Raw genomic sequence first — 16,742 nt, forward strand, 5'->3', positions numbered from 1 at the left:
CTGATTAAAGAGTTTTTCCTTTGCTCATACTATGTATAGTAAGAATGCGAAGGAGAGAGGGTGAACAGCATGAGAAGAAGTCGTCGCAAATCATTTGACGAGCTTGTGAAAGAAAATAAACAACAATTATTAAGCGATCGCGATGCAATCGATCGCATTGAAGAGCGTATTGAAAAACGTTATGAAATGAAACTTTTTAAGCAAGCTGAATAATTCTTAACACTAGTACGATACTACTGTTAAGGAGGCGATAGTAATGGGTAATCCGAAAAAGAATTCAAAAGACTTTGCACCGAATCATATTGGAACACAATCAAAAAAAGCTGGTGGCAATAAAGGGAAGCAAATGCAAGACCAAACGGGTAAACAACCGATTGTTGATAACGGTTAAAAAGGGAGAATGTTATCATTCTTCTTTTTGTGACGAGTTTTTAATAGTAAAAAGGGCTGACTTTTGTCAGCCCTTTTTCGTAATCGTAAAGTTTTCAACGAGTAAACGCCAATTTTGTGGAAATGGCAAGCCGATCTTCCAGTAGCTAATACCGCCTATACCTTGTTCTTTCATTAAATTGAATTTACTTTGAACAGAACGTGAATCTTCAAACCAAACTTCGTGTTGTACACCATTTTCATCGAAATAATTAAAATGAGGGGCTTGGGCTGTGAAGTCATAGCGGATAGGGACATTGTATTTACGAGCTAGTGCAACAGCTGCAACAGAGCTAATTGCTTTTGCAGGCGGATTTCCTTGTTTGAACGGTAGTTTCCAATCGAATCCGTACAAATTTTGCCCCATCATAATTTTTTGTGGAGGCATTTGAGATTTTGCGTATTGAAGTACTTCTTTTACAGGACCGATAGGAGAAATAGCCATCGGTGGTCCGCCTTGCCAACCCCAGTCATATGTCATAATGACGACGAAATCAACGATTTGTCCTTGTGCTTTATAATCGTGAGCTTCAAAAAATTTTCCCTTTTGATTTGAACTTGTTTTCGGTACAAGTGTTGTACTTAATGTGTACCCGTTAGGCAAGCGTGTTTTTACATTTCGTAAAAAGCGATTATACGCTTCGCGATCTTCAGGTGCCACGCTCTCAAAGTCAAAATGAATGTCTCGCATACCGTACTTCTCAGCAGTTTGCAAAATGTTTGTAATAAATTTATTTTGAATCGTTGCATCACGTAAAATAACGGATGTTAGATCGGCACTAAAGTTTCCATTTTCAATATTTGTAATAACGAGCATAGGAATGGTGTTTCCTTGTGTTGCAATATTAGCAATTTTAGCTGTTTCAGTTGGTTCTTTTAACGTACCATCTCTTTTTGCCTCGAAACTGAAGTAGGCTAAGTATGTTAAAAATGGATTAATAGCACGTGTAGAATTAACTAAACTTTCTTTAATGGGGATAGTTGAAGGTTGTAAATAAGCGATGGATTCTACTGCTCGTTTCGTCCCTTTTGGAATATATAATTGCTGGCCAACATGGAGAATGGATTTTAAAGATAAATTATTCACTTTAGCTAAACTAGCGAGAGGAACGTTATATGTTTGAGAGATTCGATATAAGCTATCGCCAGGCTGTACATAATAATTATTTCCTTTCGTATTCACAATTAGTGCCTGACCAACAACGAGTGTTTCAGCTGGATTTAATCCATTGTCTTTTACTATCTCGTCAGGTGTTGATCCATATTTTGATGCCAAGCTATATACGCTATCCCCGCTACGAACCGTTACAATTTGAATCATATGCTTGCTCCTTTCGGTAAAAGATTCACTATTTTTATTTTATTTTTGATTCCGCTGTATTATGATTAAATGTATGCAAGGTAGCAGAAGTGAAAGAAGGGGAATACATATGTTTGTAGCAGAACATGAAGTTGAAATCCGTTATGCGGAAACAGATCAAATGGGTGTTGTTTACCATTCAAACTATTTAGTGTGGCTTGAACTAGGTCGCACGAAACTTATACAAGATTTAGGGTTTTCATATGTTGAAATGGAGAAGGAAGGAATTATTTCTCCTGTTTTAGATTTGCAAATTTCTTATCGTAAAGCGATGCGCTACGGGGAAAAAGCAATTGTAAAAACGTGGGTTGATACAGTGAGCCCGCTTCGCGTTGTATATGGATATGAAATTTATAATGGTGATGGCGAACTTTGTATTACTGCAAGTACGACAAATATTTGTGCGAAAAAAGAAGGGTTCAGGCCTGTATCATTTAAAAAGTTCTATCCTGAGTGGTATGCGAAATATGAGGAAATTAAGAAAAAATAAAAAAACGTGGCGGAAGCCACGTTTTTTTATTTTTCATAATTAAATTGCGGGAAATCATCACCGTCGTTAAATGTAACAACTAAATTATGTCCATCGAAGAACCACTCATCATCGCTTTCAATAAAGAAGTTAATATCTTCTTCTTGAATTTGCACAGCAGGATGTGCAGGATCATCTTTACGAATACCTAAAGAAAGTCCTTTTTGCACAGTACTGCAACCACCGTATTGTACGAAAAAGCGTAGTGTTTCACCTGATTGTAAGTTTAATTCGTTTTTATACCATTGTGCTGCTTCTTTTGTTACGGAAAGATTCATGTATAGTTCCTCCAAATTATGTTGCTTTTTCTTTAGTATAAAAAATAACGCAAAAAGACGCTATTAATATGCTTCACGTTTTCTTTTTGCGTTATGTGGGTTACGATCTTATTTTTGCTTTTTTGAAAAGTTTGCTTTCGGTTCAGTTTTATTTATAATTCGTCCAATATTTGCACGGTGTTTATAAATAACCATACCTGCTAATAAACACATCGCAATAATGAAGATTTTATCCCCGCTAACAATGGATGCAATAACAGCAACGACGGCTGTTACCATAGAAGAAAGTGATACGTATCTTGTTGTAAATAAAAGGCTGAAAAAGACAACAGCTAATATTGCAAAAACAACTGGTGAGTAGCATAATAGCACGCCAGCAGAAGTTGCAACTGCTTTACCACCACGGAATTTTGCGAAAATCGGATACACATGTCCAAGAACAGCTGCTAATCCGAACCATAGTGGGTGAACATCTAATCCGAAAATAATCGGTAGACTCGTTGCTAATGTACCTTTTAAAATGTCAGCAATTGTAACGATAAAACCTGCTTTTTTCCCTAATGTGCGGAATGTATTTGTTCCGCCTAAATTACCGCTTCCGTGCTCACGAATGTCAATTCCATAACCAATCTTTCCAACGACTAGTGCAAATGGAATCGAGCCAAGTAAGTAGGCAACGATAAATAAAAGATATGTAGTAACCATAAGTTCAGTCTCCTTTATTCAAATGTGTTGATAAAGGGTAAAAAGAGTTTTTCCCGTATATTGTACCATACATTTGTAAAGAGCACATTTCTTTTTTGTAAATGAAAAATTCATTATTTCGTGCAAAAAATTTCACAGGAATGTTACATTTCTCACAGAAACAATAAGACTATATGTAGTAACATTTTAATCAAAAGACAACAACATATTGGTGGAGGGTTATAAATGTTACAAAAAAATACACGTGGAGAAGAATTAATGAGAGTGTTTGAGACGATTGTCCACGGCAATGAACAAGATTTAATGCAAGAAAATGCAAATGTAGACGGCCGCTCTCCAATGGGAGTAATGGGAACGTTCGCATCTGAGAGTGCAAAATATTATGCTGTTGAAAATTTATTGTCAGATCAAGTGAAAAAAGCGATAAATGAAAATATATTATATCCACATGATTTAGATTTTTATGCGACAGGAACGACGACTTGTTCACAAATTCCGTTAGCGCAAATGCTTGCGAACGGTTTTCATACCGGACATGGACATATGAGACAACCGCAAGACATTAAAAGTGCATTGGCTCTTTCATCTATTATTTTTCAAGCGAATCAAAATATGCAGCACGGTGGTCAATCGTTTGCACTCTTTGATGTTGATTTAGCTCCATATGTGAGAAAAACAGTAGAGAGACATAAGAAACGATTACAGTCATATCCGCTTACGAAAGAACAAATAGAAGAATTTGCGTGGAAAGAAACAGAAAATGATACGTATCAGGCTTGTGAGGCTTTCATTCATAATTCAAATAGTATGCATAGTAGGGGCGGCGGGCAAGTACCGTTTATTTCTATTAATTATGGAACAGACACATCAAAAGAAGGAAGACTTTTGATTAAACAACTTTTAAAAGCGACACAAGCTGGTCTTGGTAAAGGAGAAACACCAATTTTTCCTATTCAAATTTTTAAAATGAAAAAAGGTGTGAACTTTGAAGAAAGTGATCCGAACTATGATTTATTTGAATTAGCGTTAGAGACAACGGCTGAACGATTATTCCCTAACTTTTCATTTTTAGATGCGCCATTTAATGCTGTGCATTATGATGGAAGACCGGAAAGTGAAGTATGTTACATGGGATGTCGTACTCGTGTTATGTCGAACATACATGGAGAAGAAACGGCGATTGGAAGAGGGAATTTATCATTTACATCTATTAATTTAGTGAAATTAGCGTTAATTAGTGGTTCAAAAGAAGCGTTTTTTGAAGCGTTAAATTATTATTTAGATTTAGGAATTAAGCAATTATTAGATCGATTTGAGTATCAATGTACGAAGCGAGCAAGAGATTTTCGATTTTTATATTCACAAGGTGTATGGCGCGGTGGAGAAAAGTTACAGCCTGAAGATTCTGTAGCATCCATTTTAAAGCAAGGGACGTTAAGTCTTGGTTTTATCGGTCTTGCGGAGTGTTTAGTAGCTTTAACAGGAAAGCATCATGGAGAAGATGAAGAATCATGGAAACTTGGGTATGAAATCATTTCCTTTATGAGAGATAGAATGGATAAAGCGACAGAAGAACATGAACTGAATTTCTCAGTCATTGCAACTCCTGCAGAAGGATTATCAGGGAAGTTTGTGAAAAAAGATAGAGAAGAATTTGGCGTGATTAGCGGTATAACAAATCATAATTACTATACGAATTCATTCCATATTCCAGTTTATTATAACATGCAAGCGATAAATAAAATTCGTTTAGAAGGACCGTTCCACGCTCTATGTAACGGGGGACATATTACGTATATTGAACTAGATGGAGCAGCAATGCATAACAAAAAGGCATTAAAACAAATTGTACAAGCGATGGCAGAACATGGCGTTGGATACGGTTCTATTAATCATCCTGTTGACCGTTGTAAGTGCTGTAGTTATCACGGGGTTATTGGAAATGTATGTCCGAGCTGCGGAAATGAAGATGAGGCTAATATAGAAAGAATTCGCCGTATAACAGGTTATCTTGTAGGAGATATGTCGAAGTGGAATAGTGCGAAACGTAGTGAAGAGATGGATCGGGTGAAACATAAATGAAAGTGATGAACATTATTCATGATAGTGTAGTAGATGGAGAAGGGTTGCGGACAGTCGTGTTTTTTGCGGGCTGTCCGCATCGTTGTTTCGGTTGCCATAATCCGAAATCGTGGAATATTTGTAATGGAACTGAAATGACAGTAGAAGAAATTGTGAAAGAGATTGCAAGTAATCCATTAACTGATGTAACATTTTCAGGTGGAGATCCATTTTTCCAAGCTTCTGAAGTGAAAAAAGTAGCAAAAATCGTGAAAGATTTGAAAAAAAATCTATGGATGTATACAGGTTATACGTTAGAAGAGATACAGAGTTCTCAAAATAATGATATGATAGAGTTGTTATATTATGGGGATGTTTTAGTCGATGGAAGATTTGAAATCGAGAAAAAAGATTTAACACTTCCATTTCGCGGAAGCTCCAATCAACGTATTATTCGATTGAAAGAGTAAAAAGGCGGGATAGATTATTATGAATAAAACAGTATTACTTGTTGAAGATGAAAGAAGATTACGTGAAATTGTTAGCGATTATTTTCGCAATGAAGGCTTTGAAGTAATCGAAGCAGAAGACGGGAAAAAAGCGCTAGAATTATTTGCAGAGCATGAAATTGATTTAATTATGTTAGATATTATGTTACCAGAAATAGATGGATGGTCTGTTTGTAGACGAATTAGAAAAGAATCAGCAGTACCAATTATTATGCTAACAGCACGTTCGGATGAGGATGATACATTACTAGGGTTCGAATTAGGTGCAGATGAATATGTAACGAAACCTTTCAGCCCGAAAGTGTTAGTAGCTCGCGCGAAGACGTTACTGAAACGTGCGGATGGCGTGGTAGGAGTAGCTGAAGAAAATACTATGTCTTTAGCTGGAATAGAAGTGAATCGTCTATCTAGAACTGTTTTAGTAGATGGAGAAGAAATTATTTTGACACATAAAGAATTTGAACTTCTCGTTTATTTAATGGAGAACAAAGGAATTGTGTTGTCACGTCAACATTTATTAGATCAGTTATGGGGATATGACTATTACGGCGATGACCGAACGGTTGATACTCATATTAAAAAACTACGAAATAAGCTAGGAGATAAAGCGAAGCATATCGGTACTGTTATTCGTGTTGGTTATAAATTTGAAGAATAACGCGGAACGTATTGTGCGCTTCACTCTAGGAAAATAACAATTTTATATCCTCTTTTGCAGGTAGAATGTACAAAAAGTGCTTTTTTTGTCTACAATGTTAAATAAGCGTATTTTTTTAATTGGATTTCACGATGAGTTCACAAGAAGGACACAAAACGTGACTATACTGAAAATACGAATTCACCAGAGAGGGGAAGTAAACATGGGATATTACGACGGACCAAATTTAAATGAAGAGCATAGTGAAACGAGAGAAGTGAGAAAATCAAGCAGTAAAAAAGGTTATTTTTTCACAGGTTTAGTCGGAGCTGTAGTTGGGGCTGTTTCAATTAGTTTTGCAGCACCGTATATGCCATGGGCTCAAAATAATGGAGCGCCAGTATCATCATTCAGCTCGGATTCAAAAGTAGAAGGTACTGTAGTTCCTGTTGTCAATAAAGCAAAAAATGAAACGGACTTACCTGGTATGATTGAAGGCGCGAAAGATGTTGTTGTAGGTGTTATTAATATGCAACAAAGTATTGATCCATTTGCAATGCAACCGACGGGTCAAGAACAACAAGCTGGTTCAGGATCAGGTGTTATTTATAAAAAGGCAGGAAATAAAGCATATATTGTAACGAACAATCATGTAGTAGATGGTGCAAATAAACTTGCTGTAAAACTGAGTGATGGCAAGAAGGTAGATGCGAAGCTTGTAGGGAAAGACCCTTGGTTAGACTTAGCTGTTGTTGAAATTGATGGTGCTAATGTAAATAAAGTTGCCACTTTAGGTGATTCTAGTAAAATCCGTGCGGGTGAAAAAGCAATTGCAATCGGTAACCCACTAGGATTTGATGGAAGTGTAACGGAAGGTATTATTAGTAGTAAAGAACGTGAAATTCCAGTAGATATCGATGGTGATAAGCGTGCAGATTGGAATGCTCAAGTTATTCAAACAGATGCAGCGATTAACCCTGGTAACAGTGGTGGAGCGTTATTTAATCAAAACGGTGAAATAATTGGAATTAATTCAAGTAAAATTGCACAACAAGAAGTTGAAGGAATTGGATTTGCTATTCCAATTAACATCGCAAAGCCAGTTATTGAGTCACTTGAAAAAGACGGAGTAGTAAAACGTCCAGCGCTTGGAGTAGGTGTTGTTTCATTAGAAGATGTGCAAGCTTATACAGTAAATCAATTGAAAGTACCGAAAGACGTAACAAACGGCGTTGTATTAGGTAAAATTTACCCAATATCACCTGCTGAAAAAGCTGGTTTAGAACAATATGATATTGTAGTAGCATTAGATAATCAAAAAGTAGAAAATTCACTTCAATTCCGTAAATATTTATATGAAAAGAAAAAAGTAGGCGAGAAAGTAGAAGTTACATTCTATCGTAACGGTCAAAAAATGACGAAAACAGCTACTTTAGCAGATAACTCAGCTACAAAGAATCAATAATCGGAATAAAAGAAAGTCTCTTTCATATTGAAAGAGACTTTCTTTATCGGCTATACTAAAGGAATAGGAGGGATAATTTATGACAATTGAAAACCCAACTCGTACGGAAATTGGTGAAGTATTAAAGAAAAGCAAAACGATTGCAGTTGTTGGTTTATCGGATAAGCCAGAACGTACATCGTATATGGTTTCAAAAGCAATGCAAGATGCTGGATACCGCATTATTCCAGTTAACCCAACAGTAGATGAGGTGCTTGGAGAAAAGGCAGTTGCTTCACTAAAGGATATTAAGGAACATGTTGACATTGTAAATGTATTCCGCCGTTCAGAATTTTTAATGGATGTTGCAAAAGAATTTGTAGAGATTGATGCAGATGTTTTTTGGGCACAATTAGGAGTACAAGATGAAGATACATATAAACTTTTAAAAGAAAAAGACTATACTGTAATAATGGATCGTTGTATAAAAGTAGAACATGCGATGACAAAATAGTGTAGACTGTAAAGTTAGAAAGATTGCTTCAGCCCTCATGATAATAAGTAGGGCCGATGAACGAGGTGTTCATCATGAGATTTTTTAAAGGCTGTTTTTGGGGATTGTTACTTGTAATCCCGTTTTGGATATTGATCATTTGGATCATAATAAAGGTTTGGAATGTGTAATCTTGGAATACATATCCATTTCTCGTTGACAAACGATTATTTTTCTGAAATAGTAGCCTAGAGGAATCCTTGTGAAAAAACAAGGATTTTTCTATTGAAAATGGTATATAAAAGAGATAAGATAACTTGCCAAAACTATAGTCGAGGCGTTATTCTATAATAGAAACATATGTTCTGATTTTGGATTAGGAAAGGGGCAAGGAGTTTGGCGAAGCATCAGTTCCAATATAATGAAGATGCAATTCAAGTGTTAGAAGGACTTGAAGCCGTTCGAAAACGCCCGGGTATGTATATCGGGAGCACGGACAGCCGTGGATTGCATCATTTAGTATACGAAATAGTAGATAACTCCGTTGATGAAGCGTTAGCGGGATTTGGCGACGAAATTTCTGTCGTAATACATAAAGATAATAGTATTAGCGTTATAGATAAAGGGCGAGGAATGCCTACGGGAATGCATAAACTTGGGAAACCGACACCTGAAGTTATTTTAACTGTACTTCATGCAGGTGGTAAGTTTGGTCAAGGTGGTTACAAAACAAGTGGTGGTTTACACGGTGTTGGAGCATCAGTTGTAAACGCCTTATCAGAATGGTTAGTCGTAACGATTAAGCGTGACGGAAATATTTATGAACAACGCTTTGAAAATGGTGGTGTTCCTGTAACGACGCTTGAAAAAATCGGAAAGACGAAAGAATCTGGTACGACAATGCATTTTAAACCAGATACAACGATTTTCAGCACAACAAATTACAATTACGAAACATTATGTGAAAGATTACGTGAATCTGCATTCTTATTAAAAGGGATGAAAATTTCAATAAAAGATGAGCGAAACGATTTAGAAGATGTCTTTCATTATGAAACAGGAATTGAAGCTTTCGTTTCATACTTAAACGAAGAGAAAGATGCGATTCATCCAGTTGTATATTTCTCTGGTGAACAAAATGGAATTGAGGCAGAGCTAGCATTTCAATTTAACGATGGCTACTCAGAAAATATTCTATCGTTTGTAAATAACGTACGTACAAAAGATGGTGGAACACATGAAGCTGGATTTAAGACAGCGATGACGCGTGTGTTTAATGAGTATGCTCGTAAAGTTTCGCTATTAAAAGAAAAAGATAAAAACTTAGAAGGTACAGATATTCGTGAAGGTGTAGCGGCTATCGTTTCTGTACGTGTACCAGAAGAAGTACTTCAGTTTGAAGGACAAACGAAGGGGAAACTAGGTACAAGTGAAGCTCGGTCTTCAATTGATGCCATTGTATCAGAGCATTTAGCTTACTTTTTAGAAGAAAACCCGGACGTAGCTACACTTCTTGTGAGAAAAGCAATTAAAGCAGCGCAAGCACGTGAAGCCGCTCGTAAAGCGAGAGAGGAAGCGCGTACTGGTAAAAAGAAAAAGAAATCAGAAGGTACATTAAGTGGTAAGTTAACACCTGCACAATCACGTAACCCGCAGAAAAATGAACTATACCTAGTAGAGGGTGACTCTGCCGGTGGTTCTGCGAAACAAGGGCGAGATCGACGTTTCCAAGCGGTATTACCGTTACGTGGTAAAGTAATTAATACAGAAAAAGCAAAGCTTGCTGATATCTTTAAAAACGAAGAGATTAATACAATTATTTATGCGATTGGCGGCGGTGTAGGCAATGAATTCGATGTGGAAGACATTAACTACGATAAAGTTGTCATTATGACCGATGCCGATACAGACGGGGCGCATATTCAAGTATTGTTATTAACATTCTTCTATAGATATATGAAACCACTTATCGAAGCTGGTAAAGTGTTTATCGCACTTCCTCCTTTATACAAAGTAAGTAAAGGAAAAGGAAAAAGTGAAGTAATTGAATACGCATGGTCAGATGATGAATTAGATGAAGTAACGAAAAAAGTTGGAAAAGGTTACATGTTACAGCGTTATAAAGGACTTGGCGAAATGAATGCAGATCAATTATGGGAAACAACGATGAATCCTGAAACGCGTACATTAATTCGCGTGAAAATTGATGATGCAGCAAGAGCAGAGCGCCGCGTTACAACATTAATGGGTGATAAAGTAGAACCGCGCCGTAAATGGATTGAGCGTAATGTACAGTTTGGTATGCAAGAAGAAGGAAATATTTTAGAAAATGAAATGATTATGGAGACGGAGGTGGAATAACATGCAAGCAGAGAAGTTTCATGACCTCCCGCTTGAAGACGTGTTAGGTGATCGCTTTGCACGTTATAGTAAATATATTATTCAAGATCGCGCGCTTCCAGATGCTCGTGATGGCTTAAAACCAGTACAAAGACGTATTTTATATTCTATGTATGTAGAAGGAAACGTGCACGATAAAGCGTTCCGTAAGTCAGCTAAAACAGTCGGTAACGTTATTGGTAATTATCATCCGCATGGTGATTCCTCTGTATATGAGGCGATGGTACGTTTAAGCCAAACTTGGAAAGTACGTAATGTTTTAGTTGAAATGCACGGTAATAACGGTAGTGTTGACGGGGATCCAGCAGCAGCAATGCGTTATACGGAAGCCCGATTATCACCAATTGCATCCGAGTTATTACGTGATCTTGATAAAGAAACAGTAGAATTCGTATCCAACTTTGATGATACGAGTGAAGAACCGGTTGTTTTACCAGCAGCGTTCCCGAACTTATTAGTGAACGGATCTACAGGGATTTCCGCTGGTTATGCAACAGAAATTCCTCCGCATCATCTTGGAGAAGTTATTGACGCTACAATGATGCGTATTGATAAACCGAATAGTACTGTTGATGATTTATTAACAGTTATGAAAGGACCTGATTTCCCAACAGGTGGTATTATTCAAGGGATTGATGGTATTAAAAAGGCGTATGAAACAGGTAAAGGTAAAATTATTATTCGCGGGAAAGCAGAAGTTGAAACGGTTCGTGGTGGGAAACAGCAAATCGTAATTACTGAAATTCCATACGAAGTAAATAAAGCAAACCTTGTTAAGAAAATGGATGAGTTACGTCTAGATAAAAAATTAGATGGCATTGCTGAAGTACGTGATGAGACAGATCGTACAGGTCTTCGCATTGTCGTAGAATTAAAAAAAGAAGCAAATTCTGAAGGTATTTTAAATTATTTATATAAAAATACAGATTTACAAATACCATATAACTTTAATATGGTAGCGATTAATAATCGTCGTCCAACGCTTATGACATTACCGAAAATTTTAGATGCATATATTGGGCATCAAAAAGAAGTTGTTACGAGACGTTCACAATATGAATTACGAAAGGCAGAAAATCGTCAACATATTGTGGAAGGTTTAAAGAAAGCATTATCGATTTTAGACCAAGTTATTGAAACGATTCGAGCTTCAAAAGATAAGCGTAATGCAAAAGATAATTTAAGTGCGAAATTTGGATTTACAGAAGCGCAAGCGGAAGCAATTGTATCCTTGCAATTATATCGTTTAACGAATACAGATATTACAGCACTACAACAAGAGGCAGATGAGCTTAATAAGAAAATTATTGAGCTACAGGCAATTTTACAAAGTGAAAAAAGATTACTTCAAGTCATTAAAACAGATTTAAAGAGAGTTAAGAAAACATATAGTGATGATCGACGTGCGATTATTGAAGATCAAATCGAGGAAATTAAAATCGATGTAGAAGTGATGATCCCACAAGAAGATGTCATCGTTACTGTAACGAAAGAAGGATATGTGAAACGTACTGGATGGCGCTCACATAATGCCTCAAATGGCAAAGACTTCGGTATGAAAGAGGGTGACATCTTACTTGAACGATTCGATACGAACACGACAGAGACAGTCCTCTTATTTACGAATAAAGGAAACTATATATATTTGCCAGTATACGAAATGCCAGATATTCGTTGGAAAGATTTAGGTCAGCACGTTGCTAATATCGTTTCACTCGATCGGGATGAAACCATTATTTGGGCAACTGTCGTACCGAACTTTGAGGAAGAAAAGCGATTTATCGTATTTGTAACAAAGAATGGTATGATTAAGAAGACAGAATTAAACCAATATAAAGTACAGCGTTACTCAAGGGCGTTCGTTGCTGTAAACTTGAAAAAAGATGATGAAGTTGTTGATATATTTGCGACAGATGGAACGAGTGATATCGTTCTTGCTACACACGGTGCATATGCACTTATTTTCCATGAAGATGAAGTAAGTCCAGTCGGTGTAAGAGCCGCTGGTGTGAAAGCAATTAATTTAAAAGAAGATGACTATGTCGCTTCTGGTAAACCATTAAATGGTGACAAAGATCAACTTATTCTCGTAACGCAGCGCGGTGCTGTAAAACGCCTAAAAGCATCAGAAATTGAGAAATCAACGAGGGCGAAGCGAGGTCTTGTTATTTTCAAAGAGTTAAAACGTAATCCATACCGCATTGTCGGTATTGAAATCGTTCGAGACGATGAACTAGTTTACATGAAGACAGAGAAACATATCGTAGAAGAAATTGATCCGAAAGCGTATCGAAATAAAGACCGGTATAGTAACGGTAGTTTAGTGCTAGATGTTAACGATACTGGTGAAGTTATTGAAACGTGGACGAAAAAAAGACCGGAATAAAAAAAGCATCTTGCCATGAATAATGGCAAGATGCTTTTTTCTAGGCAATTTAGTATGAATCTTGTTATAATAACTGAATGAAATCGTTCTCATATAGTGAAAGTTTAATCAGTGAGTATTTTCTTTATCCTGACTGATTATTAGTTGAAGCAGGACAGATGGAGGGACAATATGAAAAAAATAGGTGTAGGGATTGTAGGGTTTGGATTTTCTAGTACAACATTTCACATCCCATTATTACAAACGATAGAAGAATACGATATTCGTGCCGTATTATCTTCAAAAGAAGAGGTAGTAAAAGAAGCATTACCGCATGCTAACGTCGTGAGTACAATTGATGAATTGGTGAAGCGAGCTGATATTGACTTAGTTGTTATTACTTCACCAAATACAACTCATTTTCCATATGTAAAAGCAGCAATATTAAACGGTAAGCATGTTGTTGTAGAGAAACCATTTGTTGTTTCAATTGAAGAAGGAGAAGAGCTTATTTCATTAGCAGAGCAGCATAATGTCGTATTAAGTGTATATCATAACCGCCGTTTTGATAATGATTTCTTAACGATAAAGAAATTATTAGAAGAGGATAGAATAGGGAATGTATACGCATATGAGGCGCATTTCGATCGTTTCCGTCCACATGTACGTGATCGATGGAGAGAAAAGAATTTACCAGGATCAGGAATACTATACGATTTAGGATCGCATTTAATTGATCAAGCACTATCATTATTTGGGAAACCAGATGCGATAAGTGCAGATGTAATTAAACAACGACCAGGTGCAGAAATTGATGATTATTTCCATGTTATACTTCACTACGGTGTGAAACGTATCACTTTACATAGCAGCAGTTACGTAAAGCAGACAGGTCCACATTTTACACTGCATGGAGATAAAGGTTCTATCGTGAAATACGGTATGGATTCACAGGAAGAACAATTAAAAAATGGAATGAAGCCAGGCGATAACGGTTATGGAGTAGATGCTGAAGAGAATTTTGCTACTCTAGAAACAGAAGAAGAGTTAGTGCGTATTCCAACAGAAGTCGGCTGTTATGACATGTACTATAACGGTGTAAGAGATAGCATTATAAATGGTGAGAAACCACCTGTAACAGCGCAAGAAGGTTTAGAAGTAATCAAGCTGATTCAATTAGCGGTTGAAAGTAGTGAAACGGGTAGAGTTATCACTATAAAATAAAAAGACACGAATTTCGTGTCTTTTTTATTAGGAATATGTGAATATGATTAATTAATTAATTAATTAATTAATTAATTAATTAGTTTAGTCGTTTATCATACATTAATTGGATTTGTATGCCATAAGGATCTTCAATAATCCCGTATGCTTCACTAAATACATTTTTTTTCAGCGGAGAGATTATTTTCACATGCTTATCGGAAATTAAATTATTATAAAATCTTTGTATTTCTTCTAGATTAGCGCTTTGAATGCAAAGTGACATGTTATTTCCAACGTTATAACGTTCATTAGGATTCATTGTATCTTCTGCTATCATTAGCTTTGTATTCCCAATTTGTAAAACAGAGTGAGCAATATGATCTTTATTTTCACTTGTAATTTTGAAAGAACGATCTCTTTTCGCCAGTTCTTCATACGTAACCATCATTAACTTTTTGGCTTCTAAATTACGTGTATAAAAATGAATTGCCTCCTTTGCTTGCCCATTCATTGAGAGAAAAATAGCTATTTCTAATGTCATAAATTCACAACTCCTTTATTCGTTAATAATTATAATATAGACTAAAAAGGTTTCAATACATGACACCTTTCGGGAGGGAAATATGAAAAAAACGGAACGAATAAATGATATGCTTATTTTCTTAAATAATAAAAGATATTTTAATTTAAAAGATTTAATGGTTAGATATGATATTTCTAAAAGTACAGCTTTACGAGATATTCAATCATTGGAAGAAATAGGTGTACCAATATATTCTGAACTAGGTAGAAATGGAAGTTATAAAATTATAGAAAATAGTATATTATCTCCAATTTATTTTAGTGTGGATGAAATGTATGCGTTATACTTTTCAATTCTTACACTAAATGGATACAAGACAAAACCATTTAATATAGAAAGTATTGCGCTTGAAAATAAATTTAAACATGTCTTACCTGATAATGTGCGTAAAAATATTTCAATTATGGAACGAACGCTTTCTTTTGAAGTAACAAATCATAGTAATTTTAGTCCGTTCTTAAAAGAAATTTTGCAGGGGATTTTTGCTGAGCGAGTTTATTATGTAACATATTTAAAAAAAGATGAGGAGAAAGTATTGGTCGCACAATTTATTCGAATAGAATCTAAATTTGGCCAGTGGTATGCTAAAATCTTTAATTTTGAGACAAATCATGTTCAAATAATTAGATGTGATAAAATTCTTTCTATTGTGGAAACAAGCAATACGAATTCAAAAAATCTTGAAGAACTATTAAGTTATCTTACAAACTTTCACAGAAAACCTGATGCAATTGATTTTAGTGTCATTGTTAATCAAAAAGGAAAAGATATTTTTGATAAAGAGAATTATCCTTCCATGAGGATACAAAAAGAAAATGAAAATTATAGTATAACAGGCTATTTTAACAAGCAAGAAGTTGAGTTTATTTCAAGTTATTTTCTAAATTTCGGTGAAACGATTATTTCAATTCAGCCTGTGATGCTAAAAGAGTTAATCTATAATAAGGTATTATCTTTAAAGCAGCATTTAACTTCTTTAAGATAAAGTTAGTTTTAGTTATTTTTGACATGAAAAAGCCCTTGAGATTTAAAATATCCAAAGGGCTTTTTTTGTGATGTTATTTTTTCTATAGAAACATTATTTTGTTGGGACGGATAGTCCATAAAAGAACATCGTAACGATATCTTGTATATGTTTTTCGCGATCTCCTTCAAGAAGCTTGGCTCCAAAATCATCGCCTAATTTAGTAAACATTTGAATGTATAGCAACATCATTTCTTTAGTAAGGTGAGGGTTAATTTCATTTTTTTGCTGTGCTTGTTCTAATATTTCTAAATACCAAGGCAAGATTTTTTCGTTTTGATAACTATAAATAAACTCTCGGAGAATTTCATCTCTTTGCATCATTTGTAGCAACATGTCAGGCTGAAATAATCCGCCAGTATTCATTTTTCTTACAATCATTTTTTGCATCATATCATGAAAAGGTAATTTCTCTTCAGCAAGCTCTTTATAATATTGAAATTCAGATGTTATAAATTCTTGTATAAGTTCTCTAAATAACGCGTCTTTACTTCCGAAATGATTATAAATGGTAACTTGAGAAACGTTTGCTTCTTTTGCAATATGTTCTATTTTAACTTCATTAAATCCACGTTCTGAAAATAATAAGAAGGCTGCCTCTTTTATGGCACGTTTTTTCTTTTCTTTCACTTTTTCAAAGCCGTTCAATGCAATCACCTCAATTAAAATATACAAGAAAAAATAATGGAAAACAATATTTTTGAAATATGGACATATAA

At 35.4% G+C, this 16,742-nt stretch carries 17 protein-coding genes; 12 read left to right on the top strand and 5 right to left on the bottom strand.

The window, feature by feature from the left end:
• Window positions 1–69 precede the first annotated feature (69 nt).
• Window positions 70–213, top strand: a complete 144-nt coding sequence (locus MR070_RS14415) for an FbpB family small basic protein (protein ID WP_001254697.1) — start codon at window positions 70–72, stop codon at window positions 211–213.
• A gap of 43 nt (window positions 214–256) precedes the next feature.
• Window positions 257–391: an acid-soluble spore protein SspN gene (sspN, locus tag MR070_RS14420; protein ID WP_000527987.1), complete on the top strand. Its 135-nt coding sequence runs from the start codon at window positions 257–259 to the stop codon at window positions 389–391.
• 66 nt (window positions 392–457) lie between these two features.
• On the opposite strand, the gene MR070_RS14425 is transcribed toward sspN, so the two are convergent.
• Window positions 458–1,750 (bottom strand): glycoside hydrolase family 18 protein, encoded by a 1,293-nt coding sequence (locus MR070_RS14425; RefSeq protein WP_044793403.1) that lies wholly within the window; start codon window positions 1,748–1,750, stop codon window positions 458–460.
• Between the two features lie 109 nt (window positions 1,751–1,859).
• On the opposite strand from MR070_RS14425, the gene MR070_RS14430 reads away from it, so the two are divergent.
• Window positions 1,860–2,279 carry an acyl-CoA thioesterase gene (locus MR070_RS14430; protein WP_000495810.1) on the top strand — a complete coding sequence of 140 codons (420 nt, stop codon included), beginning with the start codon at window positions 1,860–1,862 and terminating at the stop codon, window positions 2,277–2,279.
• A gap of 26 nt (window positions 2,280–2,305) precedes the next feature.
• On the opposite strand, the gene MR070_RS14435 is transcribed toward MR070_RS14430, so the two are convergent.
• A complete protein-coding gene (locus MR070_RS14435; protein ID WP_001054442.1) occupies window positions 2,306–2,596 on the bottom strand; it encodes a HesB/YadR/YfhF family protein in 291 nt (96 codons plus the stop codon).
• A 108-nt stretch (window positions 2,597–2,704) separates the two neighbouring features.
• Complete coding sequence (gene plsY, locus MR070_RS14440) at window positions 2,705–3,301, bottom strand: glycerol-3-phosphate 1-O-acyltransferase PlsY (RefSeq protein WP_000258967.1); 597 nt, start codon at window positions 3,299–3,301, stop codon at window positions 2,705–2,707.
• Between the two features lie 225 nt (window positions 3,302–3,526).
• Here plsY and MR070_RS14445 point away from each other — a divergent pair, with 225 nt between their 5' ends.
• From MR070_RS14445 to MR070_RS14480, 8 genes are all read left to right on the top strand, one after another.
• Window positions 3,527–5,383 (top strand): anaerobic ribonucleoside triphosphate reductase, encoded by a 1,857-nt coding sequence (locus MR070_RS14445; protein ID WP_242261512.1) that lies wholly within the window; start codon window positions 3,527–3,529, stop codon window positions 5,381–5,383.
• Window positions 5,380–5,832 carry an anaerobic ribonucleoside-triphosphate reductase activating protein gene (gene nrdG / locus MR070_RS14450; RefSeq protein ID WP_242261513.1) on the top strand — a complete coding sequence of 151 codons (453 nt, stop codon included), beginning with the start codon at window positions 5,380–5,382 and terminating at the stop codon, window positions 5,830–5,832. Before MR070_RS14445 ends, nrdG begins: the two co-directional genes overlap by 4 nt.
• Before the next feature lie 19 nt (window positions 5,833–5,851).
• Entirely contained in the window at window positions 5,852–6,529 is a 678-nt protein-coding gene (locus tag MR070_RS14455) for a response regulator transcription factor (protein ID WP_001044686.1), read from the top strand.
• A 202-nt stretch (window positions 6,530–6,731) separates the two neighbouring features.
• Window positions 6,732–7,973, top strand: a complete 1,242-nt coding sequence (locus MR070_RS14460; protein ID WP_242261514.1) for a S1C family serine protease — start codon at window positions 6,732–6,734, stop codon at window positions 7,971–7,973.
• Between the two features lie 79 nt (window positions 7,974–8,052).
• Entirely contained in the window at window positions 8,053–8,466 is a 414-nt protein-coding gene (locus MR070_RS14465; RefSeq protein WP_000151382.1) for a CoA-binding protein, read from the top strand.
• 375 nt (window positions 8,467–8,841) lie between these two features.
• Window positions 8,842–10,806 (top strand): DNA topoisomerase IV subunit B, encoded by a 1,965-nt coding sequence (parE, locus tag MR070_RS14470; protein WP_098921886.1) that lies wholly within the window; start codon window positions 8,842–8,844, stop codon window positions 10,804–10,806.
• Between the two features lies 1 nt (window position 10,807).
• Window positions 10,808–13,231: a DNA topoisomerase IV subunit A gene (gene parC / locus MR070_RS14475; protein WP_001147477.1), complete on the top strand. Its 2,424-nt coding sequence runs from the start codon at window positions 10,808–10,810 to the stop codon at window positions 13,229–13,231.
• A gap of 171 nt (window positions 13,232–13,402) precedes the next feature.
• Window positions 13,403–14,434 (top strand): oxidoreductase, encoded by a 1,032-nt coding sequence (locus MR070_RS14480; RefSeq protein WP_242261515.1) that lies wholly within the window; start codon window positions 13,403–13,405, stop codon window positions 14,432–14,434.
• A 79-nt stretch (window positions 14,435–14,513) separates the two neighbouring features.
• Here MR070_RS14480 and MR070_RS14485 read toward each other — a convergent pair whose 3' ends face one another.
• Window positions 14,514–14,957, bottom strand: coding sequence for a VOC family protein (locus MR070_RS14485; RefSeq protein WP_000171335.1), 444 nt, complete (start codon window positions 14,955–14,957; stop codon window positions 14,514–14,516).
• 82 nt (window positions 14,958–15,039) lie between these two features.
• Between MR070_RS14485 and MR070_RS14490 the strand changes: the two genes are divergently transcribed.
• Complete coding sequence (locus MR070_RS14490) at window positions 15,040–15,984, top strand: helix-turn-helix transcriptional regulator (protein ID WP_000750576.1); 945 nt, start codon at window positions 15,040–15,042, stop codon at window positions 15,982–15,984.
• A gap of 93 nt (window positions 15,985–16,077) precedes the next feature.
• Here the strand turns inward: MR070_RS14490 and MR070_RS14495 are convergent, their stop codons facing one another.
• Window positions 16,078–16,680 (bottom strand): TetR/AcrR family transcriptional regulator, encoded by a 603-nt coding sequence (locus MR070_RS14495; RefSeq protein WP_240458524.1) that lies wholly within the window; start codon window positions 16,678–16,680, stop codon window positions 16,078–16,080.
• Window positions 16,681–16,742 lie beyond the last annotated feature (62 nt).

It is taken from the genome of Bacillus cereus group sp. BfR-BA-01453 (genome assembly GCF_022662915.1).
Classification (GTDB): domain Bacteria; phylum Bacillota; class Bacilli; order Bacillales; family Bacillaceae_G; genus Bacillus_A; species Bacillus_A paranthracis.